At 59.0% G+C, this 22,135-nt stretch carries 20 protein-coding genes; 10 read left to right on the top strand and 10 right to left on the bottom strand.

The features are described from left to right. Positions 1 to 18 precede the first annotated feature (18 nt). The 7 genes from ALTER154_RS20150 to ALTER154_RS20120 all read left to right on the top strand — a co-directional run bounded on the left by ALTER154_RS20150 (position 19) and on the right by ALTER154_RS20120 (position 6,393). Positions 19 to 495, top strand: a complete 477-nt coding sequence (locus tag ALTER154_RS20150) for a prepilin-type N-terminal cleavage/methylation domain-containing protein (RefSeq protein WP_160089738.1) — start codon at positions 19 to 21, stop codon at positions 493 to 495. Positions 496 to 502: 7 nt separating this feature from the next. Beyond that, positions 503 to 958, top strand: coding sequence for a type II secretion system protein (locus ALTER154_RS20145; protein ID WP_256665668.1), 456 nt, complete (start codon positions 503 to 505; stop codon positions 956 to 958). A gap of 47 nt (positions 959 to 1,005) precedes the next feature. Continuing rightward, entirely contained in the window at positions 1,006 to 1,374 is a 369-nt protein-coding gene (locus ALTER154_RS20140; RefSeq protein WP_160089736.1) for a prepilin-type cleavage/methylation domain-containing protein, read from the top strand. Further along, entirely contained in the window at positions 1,374 to 2,243 is an 870-nt protein-coding gene (locus tag ALTER154_RS20135; RefSeq protein WP_160089735.1) for a type II secretion system protein J, read from the top strand. The genes ALTER154_RS20140 and ALTER154_RS20135 overlap by 1 nt, the downstream gene beginning before the upstream one ends. Next, a complete protein-coding gene (locus tag ALTER154_RS20130) occupies positions 2,233 to 2,628 on the top strand; it encodes a pilus assembly protein MshP (protein ID WP_256665667.1) in 396 nt (131 codons plus the stop codon). Before ALTER154_RS20135 ends, ALTER154_RS20130 begins: the two co-directional genes overlap by 11 nt. After that, complete coding sequence (locus ALTER154_RS20125; protein WP_160089733.1) at positions 2,625 to 2,861, top strand: hypothetical protein; 237 nt, start codon at positions 2,625 to 2,627, stop codon at positions 2,859 to 2,861. The genes ALTER154_RS20130 and ALTER154_RS20125 overlap by 4 nt, the downstream gene beginning before the upstream one ends. Positions 2,862 to 2,934: 73 nt before the next feature. Next, a complete protein-coding gene (locus ALTER154_RS20120) occupies positions 2,935 to 6,393 on the top strand; it encodes a LamG domain-containing protein (protein WP_160089732.1) in 3,459 nt (1,152 codons plus the stop codon). Positions 6,394 to 6,448: 55 nt separating this feature from the next. Here the strand turns inward: ALTER154_RS20120 and ntrC are convergent, their stop codons facing one another. From ntrC to glnA, 5 genes are all read right to left on the bottom strand, one after another. Next, positions 6,449 to 7,882, bottom strand: coding sequence for a nitrogen regulation protein NR(I) (gene ntrC, locus ALTER154_RS20115; RefSeq protein ID WP_090254813.1), 1,434 nt, complete (start codon positions 7,880 to 7,882; stop codon positions 6,449 to 6,451). Continuing rightward, the gene (glnL, locus tag ALTER154_RS20110) at positions 7,879 to 8,961 is read right to left on the bottom strand and encodes a nitrogen regulation protein NR(II) (protein ID WP_176600653.1); all 1,083 of its coding nucleotides are present in this window, start codon (positions 8,959 to 8,961) and stop codon (positions 7,879 to 7,881) included. The genes ntrC and glnL overlap by 4 nt, the downstream gene beginning before the upstream one ends. 210 nt (positions 8,962 to 9,171) lie before the next feature. Beyond that, positions 9,172 to 9,789 carry a DUF4124 domain-containing protein gene (locus ALTER154_RS20105; RefSeq protein WP_160089730.1) on the bottom strand — a complete coding sequence of 206 codons (618 nt, stop codon included), beginning with the start codon at positions 9,787 to 9,789 and terminating at the stop codon, positions 9,172 to 9,174. A gap of 2 nt (positions 9,790 to 9,791) precedes the next feature. Then, entirely contained in the window at positions 9,792 to 10,358 is a 567-nt protein-coding gene (locus ALTER154_RS20100) for a DUF4124 domain-containing protein (RefSeq protein ID WP_090254818.1), read from the bottom strand. A 174-nt stretch (positions 10,359 to 10,532) separates the two neighbouring features. Beyond that, the gene (gene glnA / locus ALTER154_RS20095) at positions 10,533 to 11,939 is read right to left on the bottom strand and encodes a glutamate--ammonia ligase (protein ID WP_090254820.1); all 1,407 of its coding nucleotides are present in this window, start codon (positions 11,937 to 11,939) and stop codon (positions 10,533 to 10,535) included. A gap of 326 nt (positions 11,940 to 12,265) precedes the next feature. On the opposite strand from glnA, the gene thiI reads away from it, so the two are divergent. The 3 genes from thiI (at position 12,266) to cptA (ending at position 17,622) form a co-directional block, all read left to right on the top strand. Beyond that, on the top strand, positions 12,266 to 13,720 hold the full coding sequence (gene thiI / locus ALTER154_RS20090; protein ID WP_160089729.1) for a tRNA uracil 4-sulfurtransferase ThiI: 1,455 nt from the start codon (positions 12,266 to 12,268) through the stop codon (positions 13,718 to 13,720). Positions 13,721 to 13,876: 156 nt separating this feature from the next. After that, complete coding sequence (gene typA, locus ALTER154_RS20085) at positions 13,877 to 15,697, top strand: translational GTPase TypA (protein WP_160089728.1); 1,821 nt, start codon at positions 13,877 to 13,879, stop codon at positions 15,695 to 15,697. 167 nt (positions 15,698 to 15,864) lie between these two features. Continuing rightward, positions 15,865 to 17,622 (top strand): phosphoethanolamine transferase CptA, encoded by a 1,758-nt coding sequence (cptA, locus tag ALTER154_RS20080; protein WP_160089727.1) that lies wholly within the window; start codon positions 15,865 to 15,867, stop codon positions 17,620 to 17,622. A gap of 70 nt (positions 17,623 to 17,692) precedes the next feature. Here cptA and ALTER154_RS20075 read toward each other — a convergent pair whose 3' ends face one another. The 5 genes from ALTER154_RS20075 to ALTER154_RS20055 all read right to left on the bottom strand — a co-directional run bounded on the left by ALTER154_RS20075 (position 17,693) and on the right by ALTER154_RS20055 (position 21,918). Beyond that, positions 17,693 to 18,769, bottom strand: coding sequence for a polyamine ABC transporter substrate-binding protein (locus ALTER154_RS20075; protein ID WP_160089726.1), 1,077 nt, complete (start codon positions 18,767 to 18,769; stop codon positions 17,693 to 17,695). Positions 18,770 to 18,847: 78 nt separating this feature from the next. Further along, on the bottom strand, positions 18,848 to 19,189 hold the full coding sequence (locus ALTER154_RS20070) for a cupin domain-containing protein (protein WP_160089725.1): 342 nt from the start codon (positions 19,187 to 19,189) through the stop codon (positions 18,848 to 18,850). An 11-nt stretch (positions 19,190 to 19,200) separates the two neighbouring features. Next, complete coding sequence (locus ALTER154_RS20065) at positions 19,201 to 20,607, bottom strand: FAD-binding oxidoreductase (RefSeq protein WP_160089724.1); 1,407 nt, start codon at positions 20,605 to 20,607, stop codon at positions 19,201 to 19,203. A gap of 48 nt (positions 20,608 to 20,655) precedes the next feature. Then, positions 20,656 to 21,477 (bottom strand): AraC family transcriptional regulator, encoded by an 822-nt coding sequence (locus ALTER154_RS20060; protein ID WP_160089723.1) that lies wholly within the window; start codon positions 21,475 to 21,477, stop codon positions 20,656 to 20,658. Between the two features lie 45 nt (positions 21,478 to 21,522). Then, entirely contained in the window at positions 21,523 to 21,918 is a 396-nt protein-coding gene (locus tag ALTER154_RS20055; protein WP_090254835.1) for a YkgJ family cysteine cluster protein, read from the bottom strand. Between the last annotated feature and the right edge of the window lie 217 nt (positions 21,919 to 22,135).

Here is a 22,135-nt window from a genome sequence, read left to right as displayed (position 1 = left end):
TGCAATGAGGAAGTACCGATGAAGAAGCAACAAAGCGGTTTTACCCTGATCGAGCTGATTATGGTGATTGTGATTCTGGGCATTCTGGCGGCGTTTGCATTGCCGCGGTTTGCGGATTTCAGTGGGCAGGCGCGTGAGTCGACAGTTGACGGTATCGGCGGTGGGCTGCGTTCAGCTATGGCGATTGCGCACGCTTCCCAGATTGCAGCTGGTGACGGGGGGGCTGAACCTGTGACTCTAGAAGGTGTTGAAATCACGATGATTGGCGGCTACCCAACGGCGAATGATGCTGGGATTGTTGCTGCTGCTCAGGTTGATGGTATTGAAAAGACTGCTGGGGGCGCTGGTGCTGGTGCGACTATTACTTTTACCCCTAATGGTGGTAATGCAGTGAATTGCCGTGTGATCTATACCGCTGCCACTCCTGCAGTTGCTGGGCCACCTGCTGTCGCTGCTATACCCGCATCGGTCGATGCCAACAACGACGGCTGTTAATTGCTTCGTGTTTAGCTGCCGTCGCGGCTTTACCCTGGTCGAGCTGCTGATGGTCATTGTGCTGATCGGCATTCTCGCAGCCGTGGTAGGTCCGCGTTTCTTTGATCGGCAGGTGTTCGATGAACGCCTGTTTTTTGAAGAAAGTCTGGCGGCAGTGCGCTATGGACAGAAGCTGGCAGTGGCCAGCGGCTGCCCGATTCGTACCCAGATCAATAACGCGGGCTATGCGCTGACCTATGCACAGACCTGTGGCCCGTTGGCCGGCGGTAGCGCGGTCGCCAACCCATCTGGTGGTGACTATGCCGCCAGCAAGCCAGAGAACGTGAGCATGACGACTGCTCTGGATATCACCTTCAATTCCTTGGGTGGCGCTGCCGGCGCGGCGAATAGCGCCAATCTGGGCAACGGTGCCTTTGTTCTGAACGTCAACCCGGTTACCGGCTTTATCGGGACCACACCGTGAGTGGGCGAGAGTCTGTGCGGGTTGGCCGCTGGTCTCGGCAGCGTGGGATGACGCTGGTCGAGCTGGTGATCACCATTGTGGTGATCGGTATTGCTGCCGCGGCGATGTTTTCAGCCATGGCCAGTATTACCGGGCGCTCGGCCGATCCGATGCTACGTCAGCAGAGCCTTGCCCTGGCCGATGCCTATCTGGAAGCCATCAGTGCTCGTGCTTATGCCGACTTACCGGCTGCTGCGCAGGCCGCGCAAGCGGCACAGGACATCAATGGCAATGCGATTTTGCCGGGTTATCAGGTGGCTGTCGGCGTCGATACCACGGTTACGTTGGATGGAACACCGGCAACCCGCATACGTGTCACGGTCAGTGATCCGAGTGGGCAAACCCTAAGCCTCGACGGCTTCAGGACCAACTACTGATGCGCCGGCCCGCCTACATTCGGTCAGCGGCCCGTGCGCCTGTGCCGGTGGCTTATACCGGCCATGGCTTTACCCTGGTCGAGCTGGTGATGGTGATCGCCCTCTCGGGGTTGGTGGCAGTAATGATTAGTACAGTGATGTCGCGGCCGATGCAGGGCTTTGTTGACCAGAGTCGCCGCGCCGAACTGGTCGATCTGGCCGCCACGGCGGTCAATCGCATGGCCCGCGACGTGCGCCTGGCAGTGCCTAACTCGGTGCGTATCAATGGCGGGGCGCTGGAATTGTTGCGGGCTCCGTCGGGTGGGCGTTATCGCGCCAATCTGGCGGGCGGTGTGCTCCAGGATCCGCCTGTGTGCGTTGCTTCGCCGTGCGCCATTCCCTTTGCCGGGCCGCTGCAACTTAATGAACTGGCCTTGCCGGCCAATCTGTGGATGGTGATCTACAACGTTGGCAGCGCCGGGGCTGGCAATAACGTCTGGACGCCGGCGGCAGGCGCTCCCTCGGTGATCAGCCCACGAGTCAGCATCAGTGTGCAGGGCACTGATCTGTACCTGACGGATGCGGCCATCAGCGGCTTTCGCTTTCGTTATGCCTCACCGCAGCATCGTTTCTTCCTCGCCGATCAGGTGGTGGGCTATCGCTGCAGCAATGGTCGGTTATGGCGTGGCGAGTTCGACTCGCTGGCCGCCAGCTATGACTACAGCACTGCTGCTCCCGTGGTCGATAAGGTGGATTGCGCCAACAGCAGTTTCACCTACACGCCAGGCACCAATATTCGCAGTGGTCTGGTGACGATTCGGCTGACGCTGAGTGCCAACGGCGAATCCATCAGCCTTTTGCAGCAGGTTCATGTCGACAATGCGCCCTGAACGAAATGAGGCCGGCTTTGGCCTGGTAGCGGCAATGTTTCTGATCATCATCGTTGCGTTGGTGATCGCCGCGATGGCGCGCCTGGCGGTGACCCAGAGTGCCACCACCAGCCTGGCCATCCAGCAGGCGCGTGCCTACCAGGCCGCGCGCGCGGGGATTGAGTACGGCATTGTCCGGGTGCTGGCTGGCCAGGGCTGCGCGAGTTTCGCACTCGATGGTTTTCAGGTTGCGGTGACCTGCACACCATCGGCTGCGGTGGATATTCCCGAAGAAGACCGCCTGGCTGTGCAGTTCTTCAGCATTACGGCCCGGGCTGAACATGGCCAGCCGGGTAACCCGGACTATGCCTATCGGGAGATAACCTCGGTGGTGGAGCGACCATGAACATGTACCTGCGTTGCTTAGTTGTCGGGCTGCTGCTGTTGAGTGGCAATGCGCTGGCAGTCAGTTACACCCTGCCAAGCGCGACATTTGCGCCTTGCCAGGGGACCTGGACGGCTGGCAGTAACACCTGTAGTGGCCAGATCAGCTTTGCCAGCGGCGATACCCTGACCAGCAGCAGTGCGCTGATTATGCGTATCGTCAGATGGCAGCCGTCGTGGAACGTTGAGCCGTGAAGGTGCAGGTGTCGGTTGTTGGTGAGTCGTGCGCCAACAAGGTGAGCACACTATTTGGGTTGGAGAATGGGGTATGAAGATGGGCCTTGAGGACGGGCTTCGCGGCTTTAGACGGATGGCGTATGCGCTGTCTCACGTTGGACTGCTGCTCGTACTTTTTGCTCTTCTTCCTTTTCAGGCAATGGCCGCGACTTATGCATTTCAGTCCACGAACTATGCGTGGGAGTCTGCTAATACCAATATTGTCTGGGACCAAACGCAGACTGGTTTTCCTCGTGATGATGACAAACAAGTTATCAATATTGGTTTTACCTTCCGCTTTGCTGGCGTTAATTACACTCAGGTTCGTGTACATGCCAATGGGGCTTTGCAGTTTGGTGCCGATACTCAGTTCCATCGGCAATTTAATAATACAGATCTGCCAGTAACTACTACGCCCCCCGCCTGCTCAGGCTGTTCAGCAGGTTCGCAGGCCGATCGCCTTATGTTGTTGTATTGGGATGATATCAACCCGCGGTTGGGTGGCACCGTGCGATATCAGACAAAAGGCACTGCACCTAATCGCAGGTTGGTGGTGTCTTGGGAAAGCGTTCCACACTTCAACTTTGGTGGGGCCTATAGCTTTCAAGCCATTCTTTATGAATCAGGTGAGTTTGTTTTTCAATATGGTACAGGTAATGCCAGTGGTGTGAGTGCCACTATTGGTGTTGAAGTCGATAACTCCGACTTCACGCTTTACTCCCTTAATAGTGAATATAGCTATTCCGGCACAGCTATTCGCTGGTTTATCCCTTCGGGGGAACCCGCTCGTTTGGCTGAATACCGTTTTGAGGAAGGTGTGCTCAATGGCACAGTCAACGAAGTTATTGATTGGTCCGGTAATGCGTTCCATGGGCAGGCCGTTGGAAGTGCTTCTTCTGAGGCCGATGGCTACATATGCCGGGGGGTTCGCATTGCGGCAAATACCAATGGCACCAGCAATGCGGTAAATACCAATCTTGATATCGATGCAGCCATTGGTAACAGCGGTTCAATTACCTTCTGGTATCGAGGTAATAATGCTTGGAGTGTTCGTGATCATCAGCTGTTGGATGCAACTACTCAAAACAATCGTTGGTTTTTTCTGACTAAGCGCGCTAATCGTACGTTGCGTTTTGTGATGAGTGATAGTGCGGGAGGTCTTGCAACTGTAGACACACTCCCCCAAACGGTGAATGCCAATGCTTGGAAACATATTGCTGTTACTTGGCGATTTGCACCAGGTACAAACCAGACCGTTCTTCGGATTTACGTGGATGGCGTGCTCGCGAGGGTCGCGCAGACAACTACTAATGGCATTCTGCCCAGTAATTTAGGTACGTTATTTGTTGGTGATAATCGCAGTTCCGTGATCGGTCAAAATGGAACGCTAAACTCGGCCGATGGTACTTTCGATAGTGTGCGGGTTTACAATTTTGAAATTAGTAATGCTGCTGTTTTGGCTGACGTGGTTGCGACACATCCCTGTGTGGTGATTGATCATATTCGAATTAACCATGATGGCGCAGGGTTAACCTGTAACCCAGAGACCCTAACGCTGCAGGCCTGCGTCGACAGCCTTTGCACTTCGTTATATACCGGAGGCGTTAGTGCGACTCTCCGTTTAGACGAACAGGCTGTTGGATTCGCCAGTTTCTCAGGTGGTACAGGTACTGTGCAGTTCAATAAGAGAACTGCAGGCACGTTTTTGCTGGATGTTGTAGGTGTAACGCCGGTTGCGAGCAACATTTCCCGATGCCAGTTGGGGGGTGCTTCGAACAGTTGTTCAATTACCTTTGCAGACAGCGGTTTTTTGTTGGATGTCCCCAATTTGCTAGCAGCGCGGCAAGCTGACGCAACCATTCGAGCTGTGCGCAAAGACAATGCCAGTCAGGCCTGTGTTCCAGGCTTTGCAAGTGGTGAGCGCAATGTCCAATTTAGCTCTACGTACACCGACCCCGACAGTGGAACCAAGCCAGTTGTTGTCAATGGAGTGAGTTTGGCGGGAGGTACCGCTGCGCTCAACTTGAGTTTTGATGCGAACGCCAGCGCACCACTTACTGTGCGTTACGACGATGCTGGGCTGGTGACGCTCAGTGCTCGCTATATTGGCAATGACGACTCTGACGATGACGGATTGCTGATGACGGGTGTTGATCAGTTTGTAAGTAAGCCCTATGGATTGTTACTGGAGACTGATGCTGCGGGCAGTTGTGCTGCAAACATATCGTGTCCTGTGTTCCCAGGTGGTGTACGTGCTGGCGATTCGTTCAGCATGCGCATCAAGGCAGTAGCCTGGCAAAGTGATACTGAGCCACTTACGGCAGCAGACCTGAGTAACAATCTCGTTACACCTAACTATCGTCAGAACAACATTGCCTTGAATAGCCAAGTTCAAGCGCCTGCTGGTGGTAGCAACGGTGTGCTTGGGATCAGTAGTTATGCCCATCTCGTGGGCAATGAAACCACCGTGGAAAGCCAATCTATTTCTGAAGTTGGTGTGTTTAGGCTGACAGCCACGCCACCGGCTAACGGTTATTTTGGTGAGACGGTCAGTGGCGGCAGCAGTGACCTGGTTGGGCGTTTTATTCCGGCGTATCTTGGCGCGGCCGGCAGCGCCAGCCTGACGCCGAGTTGTGGCAGTACCTTCAGTTATCAAGGGCAGCCCATGGGTTTTGCTTCAGGTAATGAGCCGACCTTGATGGTTACTGGTTACAACAGAAGCGGCAACGTCACGAGTAACTATGATCGTGGTGACTTTTGGCGTCTGGCAGTACCGAATGCCGGTACGTTTATTTCGACTACCGGAGTAGTTGGACTTGATGCGCGCCTTGCCAGCCAAGGGACGGCCAACCTCACACAAGAGGGTGCGGGGGATGGGGATGGTAAACAGAGTTTTCGCTGGAGCAATCAACAGCTGCTCTATAACCCGGCGGAGTTGCCGAGCAGCGATGACTATCCGTTTACGGCCAGTGTGCAGCAGCGTTTTGTTGCGGCAGCCTTAACTGACAGTGACGGGGTTTGTATCGGTGCTGGGGGCGGCTGCCAAGACTTTAGCTATGACTTTACCAATAGCCCCGGCAGCGAAGTGCGTCTCGGCCGCTTGCGCCTGGGCAACGCGCATGGCTCGGAACTGCAGGGGCTGAGTCTGCCGGTGGTGCTGGAGAGTTGGCAGGCTGGCGTAACCGGCAGCTTTCAGCTTGAAGGGTTGGACACCTGCACCACGGCTGTCAGCCTAGGGGCGGCGCAGCTGGATCAATTCAGTGGCAGTCTGGCCGCGGGGGAAACCACAGCCAGCCTGGCTTGGCCGCTGAATCCAACTCAACGTCAGGTGCTAATGAGTGCGCCAGGTAGCGGCAACGATGGTTCGGTGCAGGTCAGTTATCCGTCCGCGCCCAGCTGGTTGCAGTACCCCTGGGACGGGGCAACCCGTTCGGCAGCACGCGGCCTGGCCAGTTTTGGGATATACAAGGGCTCAGCCCCGGTGATCTACCGCCGCGAGCTGTATCGCTGAAACAACAAGGCCGCCTGTGCGGCGGCCTTGCTTGGATCGAGTTAGCCGCGAGGCCTCAGTCGTCGCTGTCCTCGTCATCCGCGCTTTCAACGTTCATGCCCAGTTCCTTGATCTTGCGCGTCAGGGTGTTGCGGCCCCAGCCCAGCAGCACGGCGGCGTCGCGGCGGCGTCCGGCGGTGTGCTTGAGCGCGGTTTCGATCATGATCCTCTCAAACGCTGGTACGGCGGTATCCAGCAGGCTGGACTGACCACGGCCCAGGGCCTGATCGGCCCACTGGCGCAGTGCCTGTTCCCAGTTGCTGACCGGCGCACTTTCCTGCGGCTGGCTGAGCAGCTCCGGCGGTAGGTCGTCGACATGCACCTCACGGCCCGAGGCCATCACGGTGATCCAGCGGCAGGTGTTCTCCAGCTGGCGCACGTTGCCCGGCCACGGCAGCTGCTGCAGGTAGTCCTCTGTTTCGCTTTTCAGCAGCTTGGGTTCGACTGCCAGCTCCAGCGCGGCGCGGCTCAGGAAGTGCCGGGCCAACGTGGGGATGTCTTCGCGGCGATCCGACAGCCGTGGAATATGGATGCGAATCACATTAAGGCGGTGGAACAGGTCTTCGCGGAACTTGCCGGCCTGCACCAGGCTTTCCAGATTCTGGTGGGTGGCGGCGATGATGCGCACGTCCACTTTTACCGGGGTGTGGCCACCAACCCGGTAAAACTCGCCGTCGGCCAGCACGCGCAGCAGACGGGTCTGGGTGTCGGCCGGCATGTCGCCAATTTCATCGAGAAACAGTGTGCCACCGTCAGCCTGTTCGAAACGCCCACGGCGCTGATTGGCCGCGCCGGTAAAGGCGCCTTTCTCATGGCCGAACAGCTCGGACTCCATCAGGTCTTTCGGAATCGCTGCCATGTTCAACGCTATAAATGGCGAGGCCGCGCGCGGGCTGTGGCGATGCAGGGCGTGGGCGACCAGCTCCTTGCCGGTGCCGGATTCGCCGTTGATCAGCACGGTGATATTGGAATGCGAAAGACGGCCGATTGCGCGGAACACCTCCTGCATGGCCGGCGCTTCACCGATGATCTCCGGCGTACGTGGCTGCTCGACCGGCACGGCCAGGCTCTGCTGCTCCTGCGCATGCATATTGGCGCGCTTGACCAGCGACACGGCCTCATCGACGTCAAACGGCTTGGGCAGGTATTCGAACGCGCCGCCCTGGTAGGACGCCACCGCGCTGTCCAGGTCGGAATGCGCGGTCATGATGATTACCGGCAGGCGCGGGTACAGCTCGCGGATGCGCGCCAGCAGATCAAGGCCGCTGGCCCCTGGCATACGAATATCGGAAATGATCACATCGGGTTGCTGACGGCTTAGGCGGCTGAGCACGCCATCGGCGCTGTCGAAGCTCTGGGTGGTCATGCCTTCCTGTTGCAGGGCCTTTTCCAGGACCCAGCGGATGGAGCGGTCGTCATCGACAATCCAGACGGTTTCACTGCGACTCATGACGGTGATACTCCTTGTTCCAGCGGCAGGAAGATCGAGAACACGGTATGACCCGGATGGCTCTCGCACTCGATCAGGCCTTGGTGCTGACTGATTATGTTCTGGGTAATGGCCAGGCCCAGGCCGGTGCCGTCGGCCCGACCACTGACCATGGGGTAGAAGATGGTTTCTTGCAGCTCTGGCGGAATGCCGGGGCCGTTGTCGATGATTTCGATCTTGGTCACCAGGCGGTGGCGACAATGACCGATGGTGAACTGGCGCAGCGCACGGGTGCGCAGGGTGATGCGGCCCAGGCGTAGATCGCTTTGCCCGGACAGCGCCTGCATGGCGTTGCGCACGATATTCAGCACCGCTTGGATCATCTGCTCGCGGTCGATCAGCACATCAGGAATGCTCGGGTCGTAATCGCGCACCAAAATGATGCTGCCCTGGCTTTCCGCTTCCACCAAGCTGCCGACGCGCTCCAGCACTTCATGCACGTTGGTCATCGCCAAGGACGGCAGCTTGTTCGAACCGAGCATACGGTCGACCAGGTTACGCAGGCGGTCGGCCTCCTCGATGATCACATTGGTGTAATCCTTTAGGCTCTCTTCGGGCAGTTCGCGTGCCAGCAGCTGCGCGGCGCCACGGATGCCGCCGAGTGGATTCTTAATTTCATGGGCCAGGCCGCGCACCAGCATTTTGGTGGTTTCCTGCTTGGACAGCTGCGCTTCTTCTTTGGTGATGCGCAGCAGGCGGTCGCGTGGGTGCACTTCCAGCAGCAGCAGGGTTTCGCCTTTGCTGAGCACCGGTGTCACGGCGTAGTCGACGGTCAGGGTTTGGCCGCTGACCGAAGTCACCACCGCTTCACGCTTGTTGAAGGGGTGTGCGTGCTGAACGGCCTGGCGCAGGGCGCTCAGCGCTTCGCTGGATTCGGTAAACAGCTCGCTGATGAATTGCCCGTGACTGCGCTGACCACTGACGGCCAGGAGCATCTCCGCCGCCGGATTCATGTACTCAAGGCGTAGGTCGTCGTTGAGCAACAGCGTGGCAGTGGTCAGGTTGTCCAGCAGCAGGCGGTGCAGTGCGTCGTTGATGATCATATGGGATGTCAGCAGACCCTTGGGTTCCAGCAATGCAGCTGGAAAATGCAAGAAGCAAACCAAAGCCCCGAAAAGAAGCGTGTTTGGCCGTGGGATGCCGGGAATTAGCTGCTTTTCAGCGCAGCCGGGTCGCGCGCGGCGACCCAAAACAGGGAGAGTATAGAAACGCTGGGCAATATTCGCACTGCTTTGGTGCGCGCTGCGAGATTAGATAAACGGGACGAGGGGAATGTCTTTCTTTTCCGGCGGTTTGTCCTTGAGCGGGCACTCCGGGCGCACGCCGTAATCGGCCTTCTTGCAGGGTGTCACCATGCGTTTCTGCGCCAGGGAGATGCGCAGCATGTGGAACGGCTGAGTGGGGGTGCGTTCGATGATGCGGCCCTGCTGGTCGATGATTTCCACCGCCAACTGGTGCGTGCCGCGGTCGATATTCTCCAGCGGGAAGACCGGGCTGCTGCCTGCTTCGCCGACCTGAGTGCCATTCAGCAGCAGTCGATAGCTGTGCTGCGGGAAGAGTTTCGGTTCGCTGTTGACGCTGACAATCAGGTTGCCCGCGCTGTCGCGGATGGTCGCGTCAGGTTGCGGCACCAGAATGCGCAGCAGGCTATAGCGCTGACTGGGTTCTGGTGGCGCTTCAATAACTGGCGCGGTTTGCGTCTGGGTGGTCGGCATCGAGTTGCTGGGTGCCAGCTCGACGCGCTCGGCATCGCCCGACCGCGGTTTGTCGGTGAAGACGCGATTCCCTTCGCTATCTATATAGGTGTAGACCTGCGCAAGGGCAGGCAATGCGAGCAGCATCAGGCTGCAAAACAGCAGATTGCGCATAGTCAGGTGGCTGGCTTAGGTTTTGGTTTCGGTGGTGGAGGTGGTGGACGCAGGGCAGGGCTGCTGGTATTGACCCGTTGCACGGTAAAGGTGGCGGTGGCACTCTGCTGGATTGATTGTTCGCCACTGAGCACTTCCACAGCCAGGCTATGCTCGCCACGGTCGGCATTGCTGATTTGCAGGCGCGGTACGTTACTCGGTTGACCGTGTGGCTTGCCGTCGAGCAGCAGGCGCAGGCGATGGTTACTGGCCAGGCGTGGCTGGATGTCTACGCCCACGCTGAAGGTGCCATTGTTCGCACGCATGGCCTCGTCATCCGGGATGCCGGTCAGCTGCAGCGTGCTGTAAGGCGCGGCTTTGTCGACAGGGTCTGTGGTGGTTGTGGTGGGCTGGCTTGGGACGGGCATCGACACGCTGTTGGTTTTTGGCAGCTCGACATTCTGCGTCGCCTGGCCTTCGGGCGGCTGGTCGGTGAATACCGTATTGCCACTGGCATCGGTGTATTTGTAGATCTGCGCACTGGCCGGCAATGCCAGGCCCAGTAGCAGGCAGATAAGTAGAGGGCGCATACCGGACTCTCCCTAGTAAGGTGCCCTAAGCCTTGCACTGGTAGCGCGCGCTGGCAAGCATGTTGATGGCTGGGCGTGTACCAGTGCAGCAATCATTAGATTAAACGGTGGTGTGGACGTACCGTTAGATGCAAAAAGGCCACCCTAAGGTGGCCTTTTGTATTGCGTGCGCGCTTAGACGCTGTAGTACAGGTCGTATTCCAGCGGGTGTACGAAGGTGCGTACTTTGATTTCTTCTTCGGACTTCAGCTCGATGTAGGCATCGATGAAGTCGTCGGAGAACACGCCGCCTTTGGTCAGGAACGCACGGCCCTTGTCCAGCTCTTCCAGGGCTTCTTTCAGGCTGCCGCACACTTGTGGGATCAGCTTGCCTTCTTCTGGCGGCAGGTCGTACAGGTTCTTGTCAGCAGCATCGCCAGGGTGGATCTTGTTCTGGATACCGTCGATACCGGCCATCAGCAGTGCAGCGAAGGCCAGGTATGGGTTGGCAGCCGGATCCGGGAAGCGTGCTTCGATACGGCGAGCTTTCGGGCTGGAAACGTATGGAATACGGATCGAAGCCGAACGGTTACGCGCCGAGTAAGCCAGCATTACCGGAGCTTCGAAACCTGGGACCAGACGCTTGTAGGAGTTGGTCGACGGGTTGGTGAAGCCGTTCAGGGCCTTACCGTGCTTGATGATGCCGCCGATGAAGTACAGAGCGGTATCGGACAGGCCGGCATAGCCTTCGCCGGAGAAGGTGTTCTTGCCATCTTTGGAGATGGACATGTGTACGTGCATGCCCGAACCGTTATCACCGTACAGTGGCTTCGGCATGAAGGTCGCGGTTTTGCCATAGGCATCGGCCACGTTGTGTACGCAATATTTCAGGGTCTGAACTTCGTCAGCCTTGGCCACCAAGGTGTTGAACTTCACACCGATTTCGTTCTGGCCGGCAGTTGCCACTTCGTGGTGGTGAACTTCGATGACCAGGCCCATTTCTTCCATGGCATTACACATGGCAGTACGGATTTCGTGGTCGTGGTCGCACGGCGGAACTGGGAAGTAGCCACCTTTAACGGCTGGGCGATGGCCCTTGTTGCCACCTTCGATGTCAGCGTCGGTGTTCCAGGAGCCTTGTTCGGAGTAGATCTTGAACATGGAGCCGGAGATGTCGGACTTGAACTTCACTTCGTCGAAGATGAAGAACTCAGGCTCTGGGCCGACGAATACGGTGTCGCCGATGCCGGTAGTTTTCAGGAACTCTTCAGCGCGCTTGGCGATCGAGCGTGGGTCACGGTCGTAGCCCTGCATGGTGCTTGGCTCGATGATGTCGCACACGATGATCAGGGTTGGTTCTTCGGTGAACGGATCCAGTACGGCGGTTTCGTCAACCGGCAGCAGGATCATGTCGGAGGCTTCGATGCCTTTCCAGCCGTGGATGGAGGAGCCGTCGAACATTTTGCCGACTTCGAAGAATTCGTCGTCCAGCGCATCGCGTGCCGGCATGGTCACGTGGTGCTGTTTGCCCTTGGTGTCGGTGAAGCGCAGGTCAACCCACTTCACGTCGTGTTCTTTAATAAGTTGAATCGACTTCGACATGCTGTCCTCCAGGTGGATAAGGCTCGAATCGTGAGCCCTCAATAGTACGGTACGGCCGCGGCATACTCCGCCAGGGCATCCTGCCTCACAAGGGAGCAAATTGCATGCCAGTGCACAGGAATGGGTGTAAGCCCTGAAACTCAGGGCTGGCGGGGGTTGCGCGGCGCTGCCTGATAAATATTTGCACCGTTATGGGTCGCTATATTTGTTGTGCGCACATTAATGGTGCGCGTTTTGCGCGAGTGAGGATTTTTGATCAAAGCGTGAGCAATTTCCGCTATAATCCGCGCCCCTGTTTTTTCGCGGCCTCGGCACCCCCTGTTTTCATGAAACTGATTGTTAAAGTCTTCCCAGAAATCACCATCAAAAGTCGGCCGGTGCGTAAGCACTTTATCCGGCAGCTGGCGAAGAACATTCGTTCGGTTTTGCGTGAGTTCGATCCCCAGCTGCAGGTCAGCGGTGTGTGGGACAACCTGGAAGTCGAAACCCAGATCAGTGAACCGAAAACCCTGCAGGCGATGATTGAGCGTTTAAGCTGCACGCCGGGCATTACCCATTTTCTGCAGGTCGACGAATACCCGTTGGGTGACTTCGATGACGTGCTGGAAAAGTGCAAGCGGCACTTCGCCGATCAGCTGCCAGGTAAAATTTTCTCCGTGCGCTGCAAGCGTGCGGGTAAGCACAGTTTCAGCTCCATGGATGTCGAGCGCTATGTTGGCAGCCAGTTGCGCCAACAGTGCGGCGCTGCCGGCATCTCGCTCAAAGACCCGGACGTGGTGGTGCGCATGGAGATTCGCGATCAGCGCCTCTTCGTTATCCATCACCAGCACGAAGGTCTGGGCGGTTACCCGCTGGGCTCGCTGGAGCAGACCCTGGTGCTGATGAGCGGTGGCTTCGACTCCACCGTTGCCGCCTACCAGATGATGCGCCGCGGCCTGGTCACCCATTTCTGCTTCTTTAATCTAGGCGGCCGCGCTCACGAGCTGGGCGTGATGGAAGTGGCGCATTACCTGTGGCAGAAGTTCGGCAGCTCGCAGCGCGTCCTGTTTATCAGCGTGCCGTTTGAGGAAGTGCTGGGCGAGATTCTCGGCAAGGTTGATAACAGCCAGATGGGTGTCATCCTCAAGCGCATGATGCTGCGCGCCTCCACGCGCATGGCCGAGCGCCTGCAGATTGATGCGCTGGTCACCGGCGAGGCGATCTCCCAGGTATCGAGCCAGACCCTGCCGAACCTTGCAGTGATCGACTCGGCCACCGACATGCTCGTGCTGCGCCCGCTGCTGGCCAGCCATAAGCAAGACATCATCGACACCGCCACGCGCATTGGCACAGCTGAGTTCGCCAAGCACATGCCGGAATATTGCGGGGTTATCTCGGTCAACCCGACCACCCGGGCAAAGAAGCTGCGCATCGAGCATGAAGAGAGCCAGTTCGACATGGCCATCCTCGAGCGCGCCCTGGAGCGCGCGACCTTGCTGCCGATCGACAAAGTGATCGACGAGTTGGGCAAGGACGTGCAGATCGAGGAGGTCAGCGAAGCGCTGGCCAGCCACGTGATCATTGATATTCGTCACCCCGATGCTGCCGAGGACGAGCCACTCGCCCTGCCTGGCGTCGAGGTCATGGCGCTGCCGTTCTACGCCCTGAACAGTTCGTTCAAGGCGCTGGATGAAGCGCGTCAGTACCTGTTGTATTGCGATAAAGGTGTGATGAGTCGTTTGCACGCCCACCATCTGCTGAGTGAGGGGCATGCCAATGTGCGCGTTTATCGTCCGGCATAAAACGCCCGGGTTGAATGGCGGCAGCATCCGCCATCGCCCTCCCGACCTACAGGCGGCGTGATTAACACGCTCGCGCCGCCTGGCAGAAATCGCAATTAGTTAATACTCGCCGCCTAGACTAAGCGGCACACCGAATCCTCTGATCGAGATACACACGTGATCGAAAATCTACGCAACATCGCCATCATTGCCCACGTTGACCATGGTAAGACCACCCTGGTAGACAAACTCCTGCGCCAGTCCGGCACCCTTGAGCGTAACGAGCTCAACGACGAGCGCGTGATGGACAGCAACGACCAGGAAAAAGAGCGCGGCATTACCATTCTCGCCAAGAACACCGCGATCAACTGGAACGGCTACCACATCAACATCGTGGATACCCCCGGCCACGCCGACTTCGGCGGTGAAGTTGAGCGCGTAATGTCGATGGTTGACTCCGTGCTGCTGCTGGTTGATGCCCAAGACGGCCCGATGCCGCAAACCCGCTTCGTGACCAAGAAGGCCTTCGAAGCCGGCCTGCGTCCAATTGTGGTCATCAACAAGGTTGACCGTCCAGGCGCGCGTCCGGATTGGGTTCTGGACCAGATCTTCGATCTGTTCGACAACCTCGGTGCTACCGAAGAGCAGCTGGACTTCAAAGTCGTCTACGCCTCGGCCCTGAACGGCATTGCCGGTCTGGATCACACCGACATGGCTGAAGACATGACCCCGCTGTACCAGTCCATCGTCGACAACGTGCCGTCCCCGGCTGTTGACGTTGACGGTCCGTTCCAGATGCAAATCTCCGCTCTGGACTACAACAGCTTCCTCGGCATCATCGGCGTTGGCCGTATCGCCCGTGGTCGCGTCAAGCCGAACACCCCGGTGATCGCCATCGACGCCGACGGCAAGAAGCGTAACGGTCGTATCCTCAAGCTGATGGGTCACCACGGCCTGCACCGTATCGACGTTGAAGAAGCCACCGCTGGTGACATCGTCTGCGTCAGCGGCATGGACTCGCTGTTCATCTCCGACACCCTGTGCGACATCAACCATGTTGAAGCGATGACCCCGCTGACCGTCGACGAGCCGACCGTCTCCATGACCTTCCAGGTCAACGATTCGCCGTTCTGCGGTAAAGAAGGCAAGTTCGTTACCAGCCGCAACATCAAAGAGCGTCTGGACAAGGAGCTGCTGTACAACGTGGCCCTGCGTGTTGAAGAAGGCGACAGCGCTGACAAGTTCAAAGTATCCGGCCGTGGTGAGCTGCACCTCTCGGTACTGATCGAAACCATGCGTCGCGAAGGTTTCGAAATGGGTGTAGGTCGTCCAGAAGTAATCATCCGTACGGTCGACGGCGTGAAGCAAGAACCGTTCGAAAACGTCACCATCGACACCCCGGAAGAGTCTCAGGGTAAGGTCATGGAAGAGATGGGCCTGCGTAAGGGCGATCTGACCAACATGGTGCCGGATGGCAAAGGCCGTGTACGTCTGGAATACAACATCCCTGCTCGCGGTCTGATCGGTTTCCGTAACCAGTTCCTGACCCTGACCAACGGTGCTGGTATCCTTACCTCGATCTTCGATCGCTACGACACCATGAAGTCGGGCGACATGTCCGGCCGTCAGAACGGTGTTCTGGTATCGGTAGAAACCGGTAAGGCGCTGACCTACTCCCTGGAAACCCTGCAGGCGCGTGGCAAGCTGTTCGTTGAGCACGGTCAAGAGATCTACAACGGTCAGATCGTTGGTCTGAACAGCCGCGACAACGACATGGGCGTAAACCCAACCAAAGGCAAGAAGCTCGACAACATGCGTGCTTCCGGCAAAGACGAAACCATCGCCCTGGTTCCACCGGTCCGCTTCACTCTGGAGCAGGCGCTGGAATTCATCCAGGACGACGAACTGTGCGAAGTCACGCCGAAGTCGATCCGTCTGCGTAAGAAGATCCTCGACGAAGGCGAGCGCACCCGCGCTGCCAAGAAAGCCAAGAACTGATAACAGTTCTAGCTAACTGAAAAGCCCCCGCCGGCGCGAGCCTGCGGGGGCTTTTTGTTGGCGGATGGTCTACTGGATCAGGGCTGTATTTTCGCGCAAGGTTTGACGAGTTTTTCACAGTCTGTCTGGCATAACAGGCACCACTATTGGGCTGCCATGAGGTTGCTATGTCTGCAGTGTTGACAGGAGCGGCGCGTCAGCGGGTCGATTGGGCCGGGCTGGGTTGGGCGTTTGTGTTTTTCTGGTATTTCTCCGGCGTGACCCAGTTGTTGATCCAGCTGACCGGTACGGCGGGGTTTTCTGGCTTTCGTCAGGCGTTACTGGCCAGTGCCTTGTGGCTGGTGCCGTTGTTGCTGTGGCCGGCGCGCTCGCGTCAGCTGGCTGCGGTGATTGGGGCGGTGCTATGGCTGTGTTCGCTGGGCAGCTTTGGTTACTTTCTGATTTACGGGCAGGAGTTCTCCCAGAGCGTAATTTTCATCATGTTCGAGTCGAACTTGAATGAGAGCCGCGAATACCTGATTCAGTACTTCTCTTGGTGGATGCTATTGGCATTTGCCGCTTACGGTCTGGGCGGGTGGTGGCTCTCGCGCCAGGTGCGGCCGGTGTATTTATCGCGCCCGGGCGCAGTGTTCGCAGCGGCTCTGGCGTTGTTTGTGTCGCTGGGTTACCCGGCGTTGCGTCAGTTCAGTAAGCACGACAGCTGGCAGGCGGGCTTCGACAATTTTGCCCAACGCATTGAAGCGGCGACGCCGTGGCAGTTGGCGGTGGGCTACAAAAATTACCGTGAGCAGCTGGCCAATATGCAGGTCTTGCTAGCGGAGAACGCCAGTATTGCGCCCTTAAGCAACTTACAGGACGCCCATGCTGGGCAGCCGGCCACCTTGGTATTGGTGATTGGCGAGTCAACCAATCGCCAGCGCATGAGCCTATATGGCTACCCGCGTGAGACCACCCCGGAGCTTGATGCGCTGCGTGACCAGTTGCAGGTATTCGATAACGTGGTCACGCCACGCCCTTACACCATCGAGGCCTTGCAGCAGGTGCTGACCTTTGCCGATCAGGAGCACCCGGAGCGCTACCTGACCACGCCCTCGGTGCTCAACCTGATGAAGCAGGCGGGTTACAAAACTTACTGGATCACCAACCAGCAGACCATGACCAAGCGCAACACCATGCTCACGACTTTTTCCAAGCAGGCGGATGAGCAGGTTTACCTGAACAACAACCGTGAGCAGAACGCCCGCCAGTACGACGGGGATGTGCTGGAACCCTTTGCCAAGGTGCTGGCCGACCCGGCCCCGCGCAAGTTTGTGGTGGTGCACCTGCTGGGCACACACATGAGCTACCAGTACCGCTATCCGCCGGAGTTCGCGCGTTTCAACGACCGTACGGGTGTGCCGGCGAATGTCACGGATGATCAACTGCCAACCTATAACAGTTACGACAACGCGGTGTTGTACAACGACCATGTAGTGGCCAGCCTGATCAAGCGCCTGGCTGGGCAGGAACCGAATGGCTTTCTGCTGTACCTGGCGGACCATGGCGAGGCGGTGTTCGATGCGCCCAAGGCCGATGTGCTGGGGCGTAATGAGGCCGCGCCTACCAGCCCGATGTACACCGTGCCGTTTATTCTCTGGAACTCGCCCCAGTGGCGCGCCCAGCAACCCCGGGATTTCACCACGGCGCTGTCACGGCCCTACAGTTCGGCGCACTTTATCCACACATGGGCGGACCTGTCGGGCCTGCGGTTTGATATGTACGAGCCGCACAAAAGCCTGGTGAGTGATGCGTTCAGGCCGTTACCGCTGCTGATTGGCAATCCCGAGCAGCCGAAGAGCCTGATCGATTTCAGCCTGATCAAGCCCAAGGTCGATGTGACTGAACTGGCTCAACGTGAGCGGGAGCAGCCTGCAGCCGAGCTGTAAGACGCATGAAAAAGCCCCCGTCAGCCTGGCTGGCGGGGGCTTTTTATGGGCTTGTTACACTGCCGCTCGGTTAAATCCCGCTTTTCACCTTGCTCCAGATGCGCGTGCGCACCCGGTCAATCTTCAGTGGCATGGCTTCCAGGGCGTAGAGGTTGTTCATCGCCTCTTGCGGCGGGTAAACCGTGGCATCGGCTTTCAGCTTGGGGTCAACCAGGCTGTCGGCAGCGCTGTTACCGTTGGCGTACTGCACGTGATTGGTGATCTGTGCGATGACCTGGGGCTGCAGCAGGTAGTTCATAAAGGCGTAGGCGGCCTGCTCGTTATTACTGTCGGCGGGCATGGTGACCATGTCGAACCAGATCGGCGTGCCTTCCTTGGGGATCACGTAGTTGATACGGATGCCGTTGTTCGCTTCTGCCGCGCGGTTGCCGGCCTGCATGATGTCGCCAGAGAAGCCCACGGCCATGCAGATGTCGCCATTGGCCAGGTCGCCGACGTACTTGGATGAGTGGAAGTAGCGCACGTTCTTGCGCATCTCCAGCAGCAGTGCCTCGGCCTTTTTGTAGTCCTCAAGGTTCTGGCTGTGGTGTGGCAGCCCCAGATAATGCAGGGCGATGGGCAACAGCTCCGGGCCGTTGTCGAGAATCGCCACACCGCACTGGCTGAGCTTGGCCAGGTATTCGGGCTTGAAGATCAGGTCCCAGGAGTCGAGCGGCACGTCCTCGCCGAGCACTTCACGCACCTTGGCCACGTTGTAGCCGATGCCGGTGCTGCCCCACAGGTAGGGAAAGCCGTACTGGTTACCAGGGTCGTTGGTTTCCAGGGCCTTCATCAGGATCGGGTTGAGGTTGTTCCAGCCGGGCAGGCGGCTCTTGTCGAGTTTCTTCAGCGCGCCGCCCTGAATCTGCCGGGCCATGTAGTGGTTGGACGGGAACACCACGTCATAGCCCGAGCGCCCTGCCATCAGTTTGGCGTCGAGGGTTTCATTGCTGTCGTACACATCGTAGTGGCTGCTGATGCCGCTGCTTTGCTCGAATTGCTTGAGGGTGTCGGGGGCGATGTAGTCCGTCCAGTTGTAGATGCGCACGGTTTCCGCGGCCTGGCTGATGCTGCTTAGCAGCAGCAGGGGAAGCAGTTTTTTCAGCATGGGAATACCTCATCGTTTTTATCGGTGTTGTCGAAGCGGCAGTTGAATAGGGTGGAGCAGGGCCTGCGCTGGGCCGGGTTACTTGAGCAGAACGAAGCTCTTGCGCACGGTTTCCGTGATGTCCCACACGCCGAAGGTGTTGGCGGGCAGCAACAGGGCGTCGCCAGCTTGGATCTGCATGGGCTCGCCGCCATCCGGGGTGAAGGTGCAGCGCCCAGCGATAAAGTGGCAAAACTCCTGCTGGGCGATCTGCCGGCGCCAGCGCCCGGGTGTGCATTCCCAAATACCGGCGGCGACGCCGTCCGCATGCTCGATTCCCTGGCTGCTGGTGATCGCCACGGGCTCGCCGAGCGGCACGGCCACCGGCGTGGCATCGCTCAGGGGCAGGTGGGCGGTGTTCTTGAAGTGTTCGATGCTCATGAAACTCTCCGTTAACGCATGAATTTTTCCATGGTGTCGGCCAGGCTGCTGGCCAGCTGGCGCCGCCAGGGCGCGCTGTCTGGATTGGCCAGTACGCGGTCCTCATGCACAAAGCTCTGGATGATCGCGTTGTAGCCGAGCCAGCGCAGCGGTTCCGGCTCCCAGCGCGGCAGGCGGTTGATCGGCTGGTCGCCGAGCACCCAGGGCTGGTGAGTCAGCTCGCTCTGCTGGTCGAGAATCAAGTCGGCCAGGGTGCGCCCGCCGAGGTTGCTGGCGCCCACGCCTTCGCCGCCATAACCGCCGGATAAGGCGATGCCGTTGCTGCGGTCCACCAGCATGTGCGGGCGAAAGCGCCGCGCCATGCCCAGGTTGCCGCCCCAGGCATGGGTGATGCGCACCTGCTTGAGTTGCGGGAAGAGTTCGCCGAACAGGTAGCGGCGTAGGTCGCGCTCGTCCTCGCTGAGGTTGAAATCGGTGCGCAGGCGGCCGCCAAAGCGGTAACCGCCGCGGGCGCCGAATACCAAACGGTCGTCGGCGCTGCGCTGGCCATAGGTCACCTGGCGGCTGTTCTCGCTGAAGGCCTGACCGCGCTCCAGGCCGATATCGGCCCAAACTTCCTTGGGCAGTGGCTCGGTGGCCACCAGCAGGCTCTGTACCGGCAGCTGATGGTTGCCTAGTGGCGGCAGACTGGCGGCGTAACCTTCCACGGCCGGGACGATCCAGTCAGCGCGTACGCTGCCAGTGGCGGTGCGCACCAGGCCGGTTTGCCAGTCGGTCACTCGGCTCTGTTCATACAGCTCGACGCCCATGGCGGTAACGCAGCGCGCCAGGCCGCGCACCAGCTTGGCGGGTTGAATGGTGGCGCAGTGCGGGGTGTAGATGGCGCCAAAGGCGTTGGCCAGCTGTAGCTGTTTGCCCAGGTCGAAGGGCGTCAGCCAGCGGTAGTCGGTTTCGTCCAGGCCCAGGGCACGCAATTCGGCCAGGTGTTGACGCAGGCTGGTCAGCTGCTCGGGGTAGCGCGCGGCACAATACAGTACGCCGGCCTTACGGTAATCGCAGGCGATCTGCTCGTCCTGCAGCACACTGGCGACTTCATCAGGAATGCCATGCAGCAGGGCATAGGCACTTTGGCGCGCGGCGCTGGGTTGGTCGGCGAGCAGGTTGTCCTGGCCGAGCAGGTTGCCCATCAGCCAGCCGCCGTTGCGCCCGGAAGCGCCGAAGCCGGCAATCTCGCCTTCGAGGATGACGATGCGCAGGTGTGGCGCCTGGCGCTTGAGGTAATAGGCGGTCCACAGGCCGGTGTAGCCGGCGCCGATGATGGCCACATCGGCGTGCAGGTCTTCGGTCAGCGCGGGGCGGGCGGTCAGCGGTTCGGTCAGCTGATCCATCCACAGGCTGAGGGAGCGCCATGGGCTCATCGTCGATCTCCGGCAGTTGATAACTCTGCGCAGAGACTAGGAGGTCGATCAGGGCTTGTCTTGTGTGCGTGCCCGCAAGGAAATTTGTTTGAGGTAGGCCTTGGGCGACAAGCCGGTGTGCCGGCGGAAGCAGCTGTAGAACGCCGACAGTGAGTTGAAGCCGGCGGCGAAGGCCAGCTCATCGATACGTTGCAGGTCGTTGCCGGCTTCCAGCCCCGCCAGCAGGTGCTGCAGGCGCTTCTGGTTGATATAGCGGTAGAAGCTCTGGCCGAGCACCTGGTTGAGCAGGTGGGAGATCTGGTTGCGGCTGTAGCCGGTGGCGGTTGCCACCTGCGGCAGGCTCAGTTGCGGGTCGAGGTAGGCCTGGGCGCGCTGCATGTAGTCTTCCAGATCCTGCGCGAGCAGGCTCAGCTGGCGGGCGCTGAGGCCGAGACGGCTGAGGGCCGGGCGGGAATCACTGGCGGCGGATAGCTCGCGCTCTTCGCGCATCAGCGTGGCGTATTCATGGATGCGCCAGATCAGCCCGTCACGCACGGTAATCGCCTCGCCGGTGCGGAACGCCAGCAAGCCACCACTGCCGTGCAGGCTGATGCGGTACTGGATAAACGCGGTATGGCCGTCGATGCGGATGCGGTCGGTGTGCTCCAGTGCTTCACCGGGCTGGCGCGGCAGGTTGTTGCGCACATACTCGCGCAGCTCGGCAAAGCCCATGCAGCGCTGCTGGAAGAAGTCGTGGTACTGGATATCCGGGTGATACAGCGCCATCACCGCGTCGAGGTCGCGGTCTTTCCAGCTGTAGTGATAGCGCATCACCGTGGCGCGGGTGCGCTCGGTCTGTTGGGCGTCATCGGGGAAGTCGGCGTTATGCATGCCTGCCAGCTTGCCCGAGGCGTCGCGGCAGCTCAATGCTGTTGCTTAGCTCTTCGGCTTGTAGGCGCAGTAGCCGGGACGTGGGCCGATCTTTGGGTGGTTGCGGCAGGTGTCCGGACGCTTTTCGTAGATGGTGCACAGGCGGGTTTTACGATCGAGGTAGTAGCAGTCGTTGTTGCTCATGCGGGTCAGGGTGAAGATGCCCGACTTCTGATGGAAGCGTTCGACGATGCCGTCTTTCTGCAGGCGCTTGGCGATGTTCTTCAGCGGCTCGCTGCGTTCGAACTCATCGACCACGCCAATGCGAATCAGGTCATTCAGGCGCGCTTCAACCGGCAGCGTGCAGCAACTGGACATGCAGCTGTGGCACATATCAGCGGTGTATTTGGCCCAGGTTTCCAGGCGGTCGAGTTCGGCGGCGGCAATCAGGTTGTTTTTCATCGGGGCAGGCATGCATCAGTGGTTCGGCGCGCGATGATAGCGGCCTGGCGGCGTTTGTGAATGACTATCTGCCGGCTGGTCATCGTTTGTGCGGCAGCGTCGCTCCGAGTTTCTTGTTGTGCTGTGATGCGTGCGGCATTCGTCTCTCTGGGTATGCACCGGTCGGGCTCCTATACTGCTGCGCAGTGTGCGCCGGGTGCCGGGCAACAGGATGTTC

Origin of the sequence: Pseudomonas sp. 9AZ, assembly GCF_902506525.1 — a bacterium.
In the GTDB taxonomy this organism is placed as follows: domain Bacteria; phylum Pseudomonadota; class Gammaproteobacteria; order Pseudomonadales; family Pseudomonadaceae; genus Aquipseudomonas; species Aquipseudomonas peli.
Note: the sequence above shows the minus strand (reverse complement) of the source record. Positions and strands in the feature narration are given on the sequence as shown.